Below are 13,756 nucleotides of genomic sequence, written 5' to 3' on the forward strand. Positions count from 1 at the left end.
CCCATGCGAACCCTCAAAGGCCCCAGCCTGCACCTGGCCCAATTCAGCAGCGCCCAACCGCCCTACGACAGCCTGCCGCACCTGGCTGCCTGGGCTGCTGCCCAGGGCTTCAAGGCCCTGCAGATTCCCACCTGGGACGCACGCCTGTTCGACGTGGCGCAAGCCGCGCACAGCCAGGCGTATTGCGACGACATCAAGGGCCTGCTGGCCGAGCACGGCTTGCAGGTAAGCGAACTGACCAGCCATATTCACGGCCAACTGGTGGCGGTGCACCCCGCCTACGAGCCCATGTGGGAGGCGTTCATTCCAGCGCACCTGCGCGGCCACCCCGAGGCGCGCACAGCCTGGGCCATCGAGCAGGTGAAACTGGCGGCCCGGGCGTCGGCGCGCCTGGGCCTGACGGACATGGGCACCTTCTCCGGCTCGCTGGCGTGGCCGTACCTGTTCCCGTTCCCCCAGCGCCCGGACGGTCTAATCGACGCGGCGTTCAAGGAACTGGCGCGGCGCTGGCGGCCGATCCTCGACGAGTGCGAGGCGGCCGGGGTGAACCTGTGCTTCGAGATCCACCCAGCCGAAGACCTGCATGACGGCACCAGTTTCGAACGCTTCCTCGACCTGGTGGGCCAGCACCCACGCTGCAACCTGCTCTTCGACCCCAGCCATTTCGTGCTGCAGCAACTGGATTACCTCAGCTACCTGGACATCTACCACACGCGCATCCGCATGTTTCACGTCAAGGATGCCGAGTTCAACCCCACCGGCCGCCAGGGCATCTACGGCGGCTACAGCGACTGGGCAGAACGCGCCGGCCGCTTCCGTTCACTGGGCGATGGCCAGGTGAACTTCAAGGCCATCTTTTCCAAGCTGGCCCAATATGACTACCCCGGCTGGGCCACTCTGGAGTGGGAGTGCTGCCTGAAAAACCAGGAAGACGGCGCCCGTGAAGGCGTGGCGTTCATCAACCAGCACATCATCCGCGTCACCGACCGGGTGTTCGATGACTTTGCCGCCGTGCCGATGCCACCCGCACGCATACAGCAACTGCTGGGCATGACCCCAACCGCAAGGAGCACCCACCCATGAACCTGCCCGTTGAACACGCGCCTATCTGCGACACCGGCTTCAGCCACCACTACGTGCGCGTGCAGGGCCTGCGCCTGCATTGCGTGAGCGCCGGCAGCGGCACGCCGGTGCTGCTGGTGCCCGGCTGGCCACAGACCTGGTACGCCTGGCGCCACGTGATGCAGGCCCTGGCCGCCGACGGTTACCTGGCGATAGCCGTGGACCCGCCAGGCCTGGGCGACTCCGACCGCCCCGAACAGGGCTACGACACCGGCAGCGTGGCCAGCGTGCTGCAGCAGGCCATGGCGCAACTGGGGCACGAGCGTTTCCACCTGATGGGCCACGATGTGGGCATGTGGATCGCCTACGCCCTGGCCTCCGACCACCCAGCCGCCGTGCGTAGCGTGGTGATGACCGAGGCAGTGATACCGGGGCTGGCCGAGGCGCCGCCGATATTCGTGGCGCCGGAGCAGAACATTTTCCTCTGGCATTTCCTGTTCAACCAGGTGCGCGACCTGCCCGAAATGCTGATCACTGGCCGGGAAGCGCCGTACCTGAATTTCATGTTTGACCGTTGGGCATTCCGCCGCCATGCGGTGGCGTCCGACACCTATATCCGCGCCTATTCAGCGCCTGGCGGGCTGCGCGGCGGGTTCGCCTATTACCGCGCCATCCCGGAAACCATTCGCCAGAACCTGCTGCGGGCGCAGCGGCCGCTGGCCATGCCGGTGCTGGCGATTGGCGCCGAGCACGCCACGGGCGACGCGCCGTTGCGCACCCTGGAAGGCCATGCGCGGCAGCTGCAAGGGGTGATCATCGAAGGGTGCGGGCATTTCGTGATGGAAGAGGCGCCGGACGAGTTCATCCGCCATGTGTTGGCGTTTTTGCACCGAGCCCCGTAGCCGCTGCCAACAGGCTGCGGCTACGGGCCGAAGCACCTCAGAGGTCCAGCACCAGCAACGGCGACCGGGCTCGCGAGCAGCACGGCGTGAACTGGTCGTTGGCGGCCTGTTCTTCCTCGGTGAGGAACAGGTCGCGGTGCTCGGGCACGCCGTCCAGCACGCGGGTCAGGCAGGTGCCGCAGACGCCCTGCTCACAGGAAATCGGCACCTCTACCCCATGGCTTTCCAGCACCTGCACCACAGTCTTGTCCGCCGGCACCTGGAAGGTGCGCCCGCAGCGGTTGAGCTTGACCGCAAAGCTGCCGTCGGCCGAGGTGTCCACCGCCACCGGGGCGAAATATTCGCGGTGCAGCTGCTCGTCCCGCCAGCCCTGGGCCTTGGCCGTGTCCAGCACGTAGGCCATGAACCCTGCCGGGCCGCACACGTACAAGTGCTGGCCGGGTTGCGGGTTGGCCAACACCTGCGCGGCGTCGAGGCGGGTGTCGGGCAGTTCGTCGAAATGCACCTGCACGCGCTCGGCAAAGGGCGCGCCCTGCAGCCGGGCCAGGAACGCGGCGCGTTCGCTGGAACGGGCGCAATAATGCAGCTCGAACAGTGCACCGCCGCGGGCCAGCGCTTCGGCCATGGCCAGGATCGGCGTGATGCCGATGCCACCGGCGAACAACAGGCTGCGCTCGGCGCCCGGCTGCAGGGCGAACAGGTTGCGCGGCGCGCTGATGCGCAGCCGATCACCCTGCCGGACCTGCTCGTGCATGGCTTGCGAGCCGCCGCGCGAGGCGGCGTCCTTGAGCACGCCGATCAGGTAGCGGTGGCGCTCCTGCGGGTGGTTGCACAGCGAATACTGGCGCACCAGGCCATCGGCCAGGTGCACGTCGATGTGCGCACCGGCACTGAACGCCGGCAGCGCCTGGCCATCGGCTGCGGTCAGCTCGAAGCTGCAGATATCCACGGCTTCATCGTGACGCGCGGTCACCACTACCTCGATCATGAGGCTTCCCCCACCGGTGCATGCTCACGGGCGATCAGGCGGTCCAGCACGCGCCGCGACTGCACGCCGCCAGCGTCGATGTTGAGCTTGAGCAGGTTGCGCAGGGGGTTGGCCAGCAGGTTCTGTTGCTGGCGCTCCAGCATCTCCAGGTCTTCGCTGAAGATCTTGCCCTGCCCCTCGCGAATACTCGCGGTCAGCGCCTCATCCTGTGGGTTGAAGTTGCGTGCCATGCCCCAGAAGTACCAGATCGAGGTCTCGGTTTCCGGGGTGATGAAGTCCACCACAATGCTTGAGGCCTTGTGCTGCGCCGGGGCGTTATAGCCGCCCTTGCCGGCGTGGGCCACGCCCACTTCGATCAGCACGTGGCTGGGCGGGGTGAACCGGCAGATCTGCCAGCGGTCCACCGGCACGTCGTCCGCCAGGTTGTTGCCGCGCAGGGCCATGCGCCAGAACGGCGGCGGCATGATGTTTTCCATGTGCCGCGCGGTCACTACCTCGTTGCCCTCCACCGTGGTCACCGGTGGCGCCTCGTCGATTTCCTTCTGGCCAATGCTGGAGGCATGCACGTAGGTTTCGTGGGTCAGGTCCATGAGGTTGTCGATCATCAGCCGGTAGTCGCAGCCGATGTGGAACAGCCCGCCGCCATAGGCCCATTCATCGCTGACGGCCCACTCCAGGTGATGGATCAGCGCCGGGTCGGCCTGCGCCTGATCGCCTGGCCATACCCAGATGAAGCCGTAGCGCTCCACCACTGCGTAGGTCTTGTTGCAGGGGAAACCGCGCACGCGCTGGCCGGGCATGGCCACGGTCTTGCCGTCGCAGCCCATCACCAGGCCGTGGTAGCCGCACACCAGGTTGCCGTCCTCGACATAGCCCAGGGACAGCGGCGCACCACGGTGCGGGCAGAAATTCTCGACTGCGGCGACCTGGCCCTGGGCGCCGCGGTAGAAGGCAATGTGTTCGCCACAGATTTGCCGGCCAAGGGGCTTGTCGGCGATTTCATCGGGGGTGCAGGCAACGTACCAAGTGTTCTTGGGATACATGGGGACCTCTCAGGTTTTGTTTTTATGGATCCATAAAATCCTAAAACACCCGAACAGGTCAACAGAAATTCCACTCAATGGATCCATTGAAGCGAACGCTGCACCGTCAGCCCACGTGCAAACCCGCCAACGCCTTGGCCAGGCTCTGCTGGTCGAACGGTTTGGCCAGCCGCGGGAATGCCGTGGCGGCGTTGTCCACTTCACCGAAGCCGCTGACCACCAGCACCTGCAGCCCCGGGCACACCACCAGCGCGCGGGCGGCCAGTTGCGGGCCGGACATGTGCGGCATCATGTGGTCGGTAATCAGCAGGTCGAAACCGTCGCGAGCCTGCTCCAGCAGCGCCAGCGCCTGCTCGCCCGAAGCGGCGGTGTGCACGCGGCAGCCGAGGTCTTCGAGCATGGCTTCGGCGCTGACCAGAATCAGCGGGTCGTCGTCCACCAGCAGCACGCTCATGCCCTTGGCCGTGCTTACCTGGGTGTGGGCCGCGGCCGCCGGGGCGGTTACCGCCACGCCCTCGTCCACCGGCAACCACAGTTCCGCCGTGGTGCCGCCGGGCCGGGCGCTGCGCACCACCAGCTTGCCGCCTACCTGGGCGGCCACGCCGTCTACCATCGACAAGCCAAGGCCGGTGCCCTTGCCCACGCCCTTGGTGGTGAAGAACGGTTCGGTGGCCCGCGCCAGGGTCAATGGATCCATACCCTCGCCGGTGTCGGTCAGCGCCAGGCACACATAATTGCCCGCCGCCACGCCATCCCGGGGCTCGGCGAGCTGGCATTCACGGGCCTCGATCACCAGCACGCCGCCATCGGGCATCGCATCACGGGCGTTCACCGCCAGGTTCAGCACCGCCAGTTCCAGCTGGTTGCCGTCGGCACGCACCGGGCGCACGAACAGCGGGAAGCGCGTCTCGATCTGAATACGCGAACCCAGGGAGCTTTGCAGCAAGTCGGCCATGCCCCGCACCATCACGCCCAGGTCCACCGGCTCCAGCACCAGTTGCTGGCGGCGGGCGAATGCCAGCATGCGCCGGGTCAGCGAGGCGCCACGCTGGGCACCCTGCACGGCGTTGTTGAGCAGCGGGCTGATGCGCGGGTCGGGCGGCAAACGCCGGCGGACAATTTCCAGGCTGCTGAGAATCACCATCAGCAGGTTGTTGAAGTCATGGGCAATGCCCCCGGTCAGTTGCCCCAGCGCCTCCATTTTCTGCGACTGGAACAGGGCCTCGCGGGCCTCGTCGAGGGCGCGCTGGGTGGCCACCTGCTCGGTGATGTCGCGGGTGATCTTGGCGAAGCCCAGCAACGTGCCGGCGTCGTCGCGAATCGGGTCGATGACGATGTTGGCGAAGAACCGCGTGCCATCCTTGCGCACCCGCCAGGCACGGTTTTCAAAACGCCCCTCGGCCAGCGCCTTGGCCAGGCTGCGTTGCGGCTCGCCGGCGTTGCGCGCGGCCTCTTCGAAGAACATCGAGAAGTGCTTGCCGATCACCTCGTCGGGCCGGTAACCCTTGATGCGCTGGGCGCCGGCGTTCCAGTTGGTGATGATGCCGTCGGGGTCGAGCATGTAGATGGCGTAGTCGGTGACGCCCAGCACCAGCAGGCGGAACTGCTCTTGGGATTGGCGCAACGCCTCCTGGGCCACGCGCTGCTGGGTCAGGTCGCGGGTCACCTTGGCGAAGCCGATCAGCTCGCCGCCGGGGGCGCGGATCGGGTCGATGATCACGTGGCACCAGAACTGCGAGCCGTCCTTGCGCACGCGCCAGCCCTCGCTTTCGAACCGCCCCTGCTCCGCCGCACAGGCTAACGCCCGCTGGGGCATGCCGGCGGCGCGGTCGGCCTCGGTGTAGAACCTGGAAAAATGCTGGCCCAGGATCTCCTGTTCCTCATAGCCCTTGAAGCGCTTGGCGCCAGCGTTCCAACTGGTGATTTCGCCGTCCAGGTTGAGCATGTAGATGGCGTAGTCGGTGATCGAGTCGATCAGCAGCCGGAAGCGGTCTTGGGCAACGTGGGCGGTCTGAACCAATTCTAGGGTCATGAGGGTTTGGCCGGGCAGGAAGGCTGGGGACAGTACTCTATCCAGATTAGTGGCAATGGCCAAAAAAGCGTGGCCTGCGACGATGCAACTCTTGCGCAAACCTGGCATCAAAGTGCAATCATCGCACTACATGCTCGCACGGCCGGCAACAGGAACACACGATGCACCTAGGGGAAGTACCACCGCACAGCACCTTGCACGCGTTGCAGGCCGAAAACGCACGCTTGCGCCTGGCGCTTGCCGACGCCCGGGAGCGCAACCGCCTGGCCGCCCAGGCAAACACCGACGCGCTGCGCCAGAGCGAAGAACGCTTCAGCACGATTCTTGAGACCATCGAGGCGGCGTTCGCCATTGTCGAGGTCAAGTTCGACGCCGACGACTACCCCGTGGACTACCGCTTCGTGGAGGCCAACCCGGCGTTCGAGCGCCACTCGGGGGTGAACCTGCGCGGCAAGTGGGTGACCGAGTTCGCCCCGGACCTGGAAAAGTTCTGGTTCGAAACCTACGGCCACGTGGCCAAGACGGGCGAGTCGGCCAACTTCGAAAATTACGCCACCACTTTCGAGCGCTGGTTCGATGTGCGCGCCATCCGCGTGGGCGACCCGGCCGACCGGCAAATCGCGATTTTCTTCAGCGACGTCACCGAACGACGCAAGGCCCAGGAGCGCCTGCTGGCCAGCGAAGCCCTGGCCCGCGAAAACGTCGAACGGGTGCAGTTGGCGCTGGCCGCCGGCGCAATCATCGGCACCTGGCACTGGGACCTGCCCACCGATCAGTTCACCGTGGACGAGGCCTTCGCCAACGTCTTCAACCTCGACCCGTCACTGGGCCGCGAGGGCCTGAGCCTTGAACAGGTGGTGACTACCGTGCACCCCGACGACCGCGACGGCCTGATTGCCGCCATCAACGAGGTCAAGACCCGTGGCGGCGCCTATTCGCACCAGTACCGGGTGCGCCGGGCCGACGGCCGCTACTACTGGATAGAGGCCAATGGCCGTGTCGACCTGGCCGAAGATGGCACGCCGCTGCGCTTCCCGGGGGTACTGATCGACGCCGAGGAACGGCGCTCGGTGGAAGCCCAGCGCGACCGCGCCACCGCCGCCCTGCGGGCCCTCAACGACACCCTGGAACAGCGTGTGGCCGAGCGTTCGGCCGAGCTGATGCAGGCTGAGGAAAAGCTGCGCCAGTCGCAGAAAATGGAAGCCGTGGGGCAGCTTACCGGCGGCCTGGCGCACGACTTCAACAACCTGCTGGCGGGCATTTCCGGGGCCCTGGAGCTGATGGGCGCGCGCATCGCCCAAGGCCGCATGAAAGACGTCGACAAATACATGACCACGGCGCTGGGCGCCACCCGCCGCGCGGCCGCCCTGACCCACCGGCTGCTGGCCTTCTCGCGGCGGCAAACCCTGGACCCGCGCCCCACCAACGTCAACACGCTGATGGCCGGTATGATCGAGCTGATCCAGCGCACCGTGGGCCCCAGCATTCTCGTGGAAACCCAGGGCGCCAGCGACCTGTGGCCCACCCTGGTGGACGCCAGCCAGCTGGAAAACGCTTTGCTCAACCTGTGCATCAACGCCCGCGACGCCATGCCCAACGGCGGCCGCATCACCATCGAAACCGCGAACCACTGGATGGACGGCGAAACCGCCCACGGCCATGACCTGCCCGAGGGGCAGTACTTGTCACTGTGCGTGACCGACACCGGCACCGGCATGGCGCCGGACGTGATTGCCAAGGCCTTCGACCCGTTCTTCACCACCAAGCCCATCGGCCAGGGCACCGGCCTGGGGTTGTCGATGATCTACGGTTTCGCCAAGCAATCCGGTGGCCAGGTGCGTATCCACTCCCAGGTGGGCCAGGGCAGCACCCTGTGCATCTACCTGCCGCGCTACCCTGGCCAGGCTGCGCAGGACGTCCAGGACAGCGGCCAGCCGGTGGTGCCGTTTACCGAGGCGGCGGAAACCATTCTGATCGTCGACGACGAGCCCACCGTGCGCCTGTTGCTAAACGACGTGCTGGCCGACCTCGGCTACACCGTTATCGAGGCCGGCGACAGCATGGCTGGGCTCAAGGTGCTGCGCTCGGACGTGCACATCGACCTGCTGATCACCGACGTCGGCCTGCCGGGCGGCATGAACGGCCGGCAGATGGCCGACGCCGGACGCGAGGTGCGGCCCGGCCTGAAGACGCTGTTCATCACCGGCTACGCCGAAAACGCCGCCGTCGGCAACAGCCTGGGGCCGGACATGCAAGTGCTGACCAAGCCATTCGCGGTGGAGGCGCTGGTGACCCGCATAGGCGAGATGATGGGCGCCCGCCCTCCCCACCCGTAGCAGCTGCCACAGGCTGCGTCTTGCGTCCACGCGCCGATGACGCGGCCTGGCGGCCGCTGCTACGGGGCCCCGTGTACCTCGTCGATCGCGTCGCCTGCATCGCGGCCAAGGCCGGCTCCTACCACGTACGGGGTAGGAGCCGACTTTAGTCGCGATGCAGACGACGCCGTTTCAAGACAGTTGCTGCTACAAGGGCAACGCCATCCCCCCGTAGCAGCTGCCGCAGGCTGCGTCCGGCGCACCCGATGCCTCAGCTATAACCGCAGTGCTGGCAAAGCATGGCCAACCCCTCGGCGACCGACAGCCGCGCCGTATCGACCGTCAACGGCGCCACCGGCCACGGTTCGTACTCATGGGCCAGCACCGAGGCCCAACTGGGAGGCACCAGGCCGGGCACATCGACGGTGCGGGTCTCGGCGCGGCGCTGGTGCTCGGCAAGGTCTGAACACACCACCTGCACGTCCAGCAGCACCACCCCGGCCATCGCCGCCACGTCGCGCCATGCCTGGCGGCTCTCGGCCACCGGGTTGACGCCATCCACCACCACGCGGTTGCCCAGTTGCAGGTTGCCCAGCGCCACGGCATTGGCCACGCGGTAGCCATTGGCGCCCACCGCGCCGCCAGCGTCGCGCAGGGCCTGTTCAATGGTGTCGATGCGCAGGTACAGCGCACCGGTTTGCCGGGCGAGCGCCTTGGCGAGGGTGGTCTTGCCGGTGGCGGGCAGGCCGCTGAACACGATGAGCATGGCTTCTCCTTTGGCACTGGCCGATGCTGCCTGCATACCGCTGCCGCGGCAATAGCGGCCAGCGCTCTTGCATAGGTATAGGGGGTATACCTATACTGCAGCGCATTCACATTTCAGGTACCCGCCATGGGCCACATTGCATCCAACCGAGACGACCTGCTCAAACGCGTCAAACGCATTGCCGGGCAGATCCAGGCCATCGAGCGCGCCCTGGAAGGCGACCACGACTGCGCCAAGACCCTGCACCTGGTGGCGGCTACGCGCGGCGCCATCAATGGCTTGATGGACGAGATCATCGAGGACCATGCCCGCGAGCACGTCGCCAACCCGGCACTCACCGACGCCCAGCGCAACCAGGGCGTGGAAGAGCTGCTGGAAGCCATCCGCCGGTATTCCAAATGAGCGCCGCCCCCTTGCGCCACCACCACGTGTTCCTGGGCGCGGCCCACGCCGAGAACGCCCGCCGCACCCTGTGGGTGGTGGTGCTGACAGTGGTGATGATGGTCGGCGAAATTGCCGCCGGCTACTTCACCGGCTCCATGGCGCTGCTGGCCGACGGCTTTCACATGGCGACCCACGCGGTCGCGCTGGGCATTACCGCGGCGGCCTATGCCTACGCCCAACGCCACGCGCAGAACGCACGTTTCAGCTTCGGCACCGGCAAGGTCGGCGACCTGGGCGGCTTCGCCTCGGCGCTGATCCTGGGGCTGGTGTCGTTGGGCGTGGCGGTAGAGTCGGTGCAGCGCCTGCTGCACCCCGCAGACGTGCAGTTCGGCACCGCCACGCTGATCGCCAGCGTCGGCCTGCTGGTGAACATCGCCAGCGCCTTGCTGCTGGGGCACGGCCACAGCCACGGCCCTCACGACCACGATCACCACCATGACCACCATGACCACCACGGCCACGACAACAACCTCAGGTCCGCCTATGTGCACGTGATCGCCGATGCCTTCACCTCGGTGCTGGCCATCGCGGCGTTGTTGGGCGGCCGCTACCTGGGCTGGGTGTGGCTGGACCCGGTGATCGGCATCGTCGGCGCAGTGGTGATTGCGCGCTGGGCCTGGACGCTGATGGGGGCCACCGCCGCCGTGCTGCTGGACCACACTGACGACCACGTGGCCGAGGAAATCCGCGAACGGGTGGAAGGCCCCGGCGACGCCACCATCACCGACCTGCACGTGTGGCGCGTGGGCCCTGAAGCGCGCGCAGCGATTGTCAGCGTGGTGGGCCAGGCTGGCGTTTCGGCGCAAGCGATTCGTGAGCGCCTGGCGCCGGTGCATGAGGTCAGCCACCTGACCGTGGAATTCCAGCGAGGTGCGCCGTGAGCCTGAGCAAGCGTGAACAGGCGCGCCACGAGCGCCAACTGGTCGCGGCGTTGACCGAGGCCTGCGATGCGGCACTGGCGAGCATCGTCGGCTTCGTGTGGCTGACCCACCAGTGGCTGCCCGAGGGGCTGCAGGTGACCTGGGTGTTCGACACCGAGGCGCACAAGGCCCACGCCCTGGAGCAGGGCCTTGCCGGGCACATGTTGCAACTGACCGCCGACGCCTTGAAGGATGCCGGCAGCGAGCTGGTCCCTACCCTGCGCAACCTACGCTTCGACTCCGAAGAAGCCTTGCGGCGAAGAGACAAGCACTAATGGCCAAGGAAATCGAAAACCCCTGCACCGCGCTGTGCCAGCTAAGCGGCGACCTGTGCGTGAGCTGTGGGCGCAGCAAGGACGACATCCGCAAATGGAAACGCATGAAGCGCCCGGAAAAGATGGCGGCGGTGCAACGCGCCACGGCGCGCCTCAAGGCGCTGAAAAAGCGCTAGGCGTCACAACTTGTGGGAGCTGGCTTGCCAGCGAGATGTCGGGGCGGCCGAAAAACTCGCCGGCAAGCCGGCCCCCACAAGGGCCGGCGTCACAGGTCCAGCGATACTTCGGCCAACTCCACACCGCATAGCGTCGCCAGCACCTCTACCACCAGGGCATGGTCCTGGCGCTGCGGCAGGCCGGATAGGGTCACCGCGCCCACGCACCCCACACCTCGTACCCGAATGGGGAAACTGCCGCCATGGGCCGCGTAGTCCAGCGCCGGCAGGCCCATGGCCTGCTCCAGCGGCACGCCCTCCTGCGCCGCGCTCAACCCCACGGCGTAGGAGCTGCGGTCCATCATTTCCACCACGTTACGCTTGCGTCGCGCCCATTCGCGGTTGTCCGGCGCGGTGCCGGGCATGGCGTAGAGGAACACGGTCTGGCGCACCAGCCGGACTTCGATGGTGGTGGCCAGCCCTGCCCGTTCGCAGGCCTGCTTGAGCTGCACGCCCAGTTCGAAGGCGGTGGCCTTGTCGAAGCGGTCAAATTGCAGCAGCTGTTCCTGCTGGGCGATGCGCTTGAGGTCTTGCGAGTGGGTCATGGCTAGCGTCCTGAAGTAAATGACACTGCAGCGTAGCCGCTGTTCGACCGTGCCGCCGGTGATCGACGGTGCGGCGCAGGCGCAAATTTGTGGCATATAGTGATGAGCCTTGACTGGCCCAGGAGGTAGCCCCTTGACCACTTCGGAAGCGGAAGGTCGCCCTTGGCGGCATTCACGCAGTGTCGTGTCGTTCAACGACGAACCGCTGATATTGGTGGACGAACAGGACCGCGAAATCGGTTTTCTCGACAAGGCTTCGGCCCACCAGGGCCAGGGCGTGCTGCACCGCGCGTTCTCGCTGCTGGTGTTCAACCGCCAGGGTGAATTGCTGTTGCAGCAGCGCGCCGCCGGCAAGCGGCTGTGGCCGGGCTACTGGTCCAACACCTGCTGCAGCCACCCACGTCGCGGCGAAAGCATGGCGGTGGCCATCGAGCGCCGCCTGGAAGAAGAACTGGGCATGCGTTGCGACTTCCGCTTGCTGTTCAAATTCCAGTACCAGGCGCAGTTCGACGCCCAGGGCGCCGAGAACGAACTGTGCTGGGTTTACGCCGGCCACACGGACGCAGCGCCCGTGCCCAACCTCAACGAGGTGTCGGCCCTGCGCTACATCAGCGCCGCTGCCCTGGACCAGGAAATGGCGCAGCAGCCACACAGCTTCACGCCCTGGTTCAAAAGTGAATGGCAACGGCTGCGACGCGACCACGGCGAGGTCTTCGCCCCCCAGGCATGATGCGCCAGGGACGCGGCGCGGCAGCTCAACCGGTTTTCTTGCCCATCAAGCCGCGCACGGTTTCCTGCAGGTCGGCGGGCAACACCACCACCTTGGCGTTGTTGCTGGCCGCCAGCGACTGCATGGCGTCGATGTAGCGCTCGCCCAGCAGGTACATGGCCGGCACCATGTCATCGCCGATTGCCTGCTTGATCTTGACGATGGAAGTCGCCGACGCCTCGGCCAGTTTCACTGTGGCCGCGGCGTCCTTGGTGGCGGCCTCTTCGCGGGCGGTTGCCGCCAGTACTGCGGCCTGGCGCTCGCCTTCGGCGCGGGTCACGGCGGCCTTGCGCTCACGTTCGGCGGCCGCCTGGCGCTCCATGGCGCCCTGCATGGACGCCGATGGCTTGATGTCCTGGATCTCCACCGAGCGCACGGCAATGCCCCAGTCGTCGGTCTGGGTGCTCATGGCCTCGGCCAGCTTGGCCTTGATGGCCTCGCGGCTGGACAGCGCCTCGTCCAGGTCCAGGGTGCCGATGATGGCGCGCAGCGCAGTCATGGTCAGGCTGGACACCGCGTATTGATAGTCCTGCACGCCGTAGGCGGCCTTCTGCGGGTCGATCACCTTGAGGAAGCACAGGGCGTTGGCAACGATGATGGCGTTGTCCTTGGTAATGATTTCCTGCTGCTGGATGTCGAGGATGATGTCCTTGGTGGGCAGGTTGTACTGCACGCGGTCCATGTACGGAATGACGAAGTTGAGCCCCGGCTTGAGGGTGGTGTGGTAGCGCCCCAGGCGCTCCACTATCCATTCCTCGCCCTGGGGCACGATGCGCACGCCCTTGGCCAGGGTGACCAGGGCGAAGGCGGTGAGCAACAACGGGATGATCAGGCTGCTGAGAAGCATGGGGTCGGTCCTTGAGGGTTGGGAAGCAGGAGGGTCAAGCCACGGTGACGCGGACGCTGCCGCCTTCCACCTTGACCAGGCGCACGCGGGTGCCGGCGCTGATGGCTTCGTCGGCCACGCAGGCCCACTCCTCGGCGCCAAGAATGGGCTTCTGGAAACGCACGCGGCCTTTCTGGAACGGCGCCACGGCCACGGTCAGCAGGCCCACCTCGCCCAGCACCTCGTCGACGCTCCAGCGGGTTTCGGGGCGGCGCTTGCGCAAGCACTTCAGCCACACCAGGGCGATCAGCGAGGACAGCACCACCCAGCTGACGATCTGCGTGCCCAGGGTAAAGCCGGGCACCGCCAGGGCCACCACGCCGATGAGCACGGCGCCCACGGCAAACCAGAGGATGAAGAACGTCGCGGTGAAAATCTCCAGCACCGCCAGGGCCACGCCCAGGGCGATCCAGATCTGCCAGTCAAAATCCATGTCGGCTCGCTTGTGTGTATCGGGGAAAGAGGTACAGGCGAGAGTGTGCCAGAGAACCCGGCGGCGGATCGAGAAGAGGATGTAACAGAGAATGCGGGACGCGGGGGGGGGGGGGGGCGGCGGGCACAAAAGGACGAAACACGCCCCCCCCCCCCCACGCG

Annotated in this window: 15 protein-coding genes; 8 read left to right on the forward strand and 7 right to left on the reverse strand. The window is 66.5% G+C overall.

From position 1 onward, the window contains the following. Positions 1–3 precede the first annotated feature (3 nt). The gene (locus tag AC0SZ7_RS27585) at positions 4–1,083 is read left to right on the forward strand and encodes a sugar phosphate isomerase/epimerase family protein (RefSeq protein ID WP_475507338.1); all 1,080 of its coding nucleotides are present in this window, start codon (positions 4–6) and stop codon (positions 1,081–1,083) included. Then, complete coding sequence (locus AC0SZ7_RS27590) at positions 1,080–1,964, forward strand: alpha/beta fold hydrolase (protein ID WP_475507339.1); 885 nt, start codon at positions 1,080–1,082, stop codon at positions 1,962–1,964. Before AC0SZ7_RS27585 ends, AC0SZ7_RS27590 begins: the two co-directional genes overlap by 4 nt. A 37-nt stretch (positions 1,965–2,001) precedes the next feature. Here the strand turns inward: AC0SZ7_RS27590 and AC0SZ7_RS27595 are convergent, their stop codons facing one another. The 3 genes from AC0SZ7_RS27595 to AC0SZ7_RS27605 all read right to left on the reverse strand — a co-directional run bounded on the left by AC0SZ7_RS27595 (position 2,002) and on the right by AC0SZ7_RS27605 (position 6,027). Continuing rightward, positions 2,002–2,952, reverse strand: coding sequence for a PDR/VanB family oxidoreductase (locus tag AC0SZ7_RS27595; protein WP_475507340.1), 951 nt, complete (start codon positions 2,950–2,952; stop codon positions 2,002–2,004). Continuing rightward, positions 2,949–3,995, reverse strand: a complete 1,047-nt coding sequence (locus tag AC0SZ7_RS27600) for a Rieske 2Fe-2S domain-containing protein (protein WP_475507341.1) — start codon at positions 3,993–3,995, stop codon at positions 2,949–2,951. The genes AC0SZ7_RS27595 and AC0SZ7_RS27600 overlap by 4 nt, the downstream gene beginning before the upstream one ends. A 106-nt stretch (positions 3,996–4,101) precedes the next feature. Beyond that, the gene (locus AC0SZ7_RS27605) at positions 4,102–6,027 is read right to left on the reverse strand and encodes a hybrid sensor histidine kinase/response regulator (protein ID WP_475507342.1); all 1,926 of its coding nucleotides are present in this window, start codon (positions 6,025–6,027) and stop codon (positions 4,102–4,104) included. A gap of 161 nt (positions 6,028–6,188) precedes the next feature. Here AC0SZ7_RS27605 and AC0SZ7_RS27610 point away from each other — a divergent pair, with 161 nt between their 5' ends. Continuing rightward, on the forward strand, positions 6,189–8,363 hold the full coding sequence (locus AC0SZ7_RS27610) for an ATP-binding protein (RefSeq protein WP_475507343.1): 2,175 nt from the start codon (positions 6,189–6,191) through the stop codon (positions 8,361–8,363). A gap of 250 nt (positions 8,364–8,613) precedes the next feature. On the opposite strand, the gene AC0SZ7_RS27615 is transcribed toward AC0SZ7_RS27610, so the two are convergent. Then, the gene (locus tag AC0SZ7_RS27615) at positions 8,614–9,108 is read right to left on the reverse strand and encodes a P-loop nucleotide/nucleoside kinase family protein (protein ID WP_475507344.1); all 495 of its coding nucleotides are present in this window, start codon (positions 9,106–9,108) and stop codon (positions 8,614–8,616) included. A gap of 126 nt (positions 9,109–9,234) precedes the next feature. On the opposite strand from AC0SZ7_RS27615, the gene AC0SZ7_RS27620 reads away from it, so the two are divergent. The 4 genes from AC0SZ7_RS27620 to AC0SZ7_RS27635 are packed head-to-tail and all read left to right on the forward strand — an operon-like array spanning position 9,235 to position 10,923. Continuing rightward, positions 9,235–9,510: a metal/formaldehyde-sensitive transcriptional repressor gene (locus AC0SZ7_RS27620; protein WP_416424882.1), complete on the forward strand. Its 276-nt coding sequence runs from the start codon at positions 9,235–9,237 to the stop codon at positions 9,508–9,510. Further along, positions 9,507–10,433, forward strand: a complete 927-nt coding sequence (gene dmeF, locus AC0SZ7_RS27625; protein ID WP_475507345.1) for a CDF family Co(II)/Ni(II) efflux transporter DmeF — start codon at positions 9,507–9,509, stop codon at positions 10,431–10,433. The genes AC0SZ7_RS27620 and dmeF overlap by 4 nt, the downstream gene beginning before the upstream one ends. Beyond that, positions 10,430–10,747, forward strand: coding sequence for a hypothetical protein (locus AC0SZ7_RS27630; protein ID WP_475507346.1), 318 nt, complete (start codon positions 10,430–10,432; stop codon positions 10,745–10,747). The genes dmeF and AC0SZ7_RS27630 overlap by 4 nt, the downstream gene beginning before the upstream one ends. After that, positions 10,747–10,923 (forward strand): DUF1289 domain-containing protein, encoded by a 177-nt coding sequence (locus AC0SZ7_RS27635; RefSeq protein WP_475507347.1) that lies wholly within the window; start codon positions 10,747–10,749, stop codon positions 10,921–10,923. The genes AC0SZ7_RS27630 and AC0SZ7_RS27635 overlap by 1 nt, the downstream gene beginning before the upstream one ends. Positions 10,924–11,012: 89 nt before the next feature. Here the strand turns inward: AC0SZ7_RS27635 and AC0SZ7_RS27640 are convergent, their stop codons facing one another. Then, a complete protein-coding gene (locus tag AC0SZ7_RS27640) occupies positions 11,013–11,507 on the reverse strand; it encodes a heme-degrading domain-containing protein (RefSeq protein ID WP_475507348.1) in 495 nt (164 codons plus the stop codon). A gap of 133 nt (positions 11,508–11,640) precedes the next feature. On the opposite strand from AC0SZ7_RS27640, the gene idi reads away from it, so the two are divergent. After that, on the forward strand, positions 11,641–12,237 hold the full coding sequence (gene idi / locus AC0SZ7_RS27645) for an isopentenyl-diphosphate Delta-isomerase (protein WP_475507349.1): 597 nt from the start codon (positions 11,641–11,643) through the stop codon (positions 12,235–12,237). Positions 12,238–12,262: 25 nt separating this feature from the next. On the opposite strand, the gene AC0SZ7_RS27650 is transcribed toward idi, so the two are convergent. Both AC0SZ7_RS27650 and AC0SZ7_RS27655 read right to left on the reverse strand, forming a co-directional pair. Beyond that, entirely contained in the window at positions 12,263–13,123 is an 861-nt protein-coding gene (locus AC0SZ7_RS27650; protein ID WP_475507350.1) for an SPFH domain-containing protein, read from the reverse strand. Between the two features lie 34 nt (positions 13,124–13,157). Beyond that, the gene (locus AC0SZ7_RS27655; RefSeq protein ID WP_475507351.1) at positions 13,158–13,595 is read right to left on the reverse strand and encodes an NfeD family protein; all 438 of its coding nucleotides are present in this window, start codon (positions 13,593–13,595) and stop codon (positions 13,158–13,160) included. Positions 13,596–13,756 lie beyond the last annotated feature (161 nt).

The sequence above is a fragment of the Pseudomonas sp. JC1203 genome, from assembly GCF_056175065.1.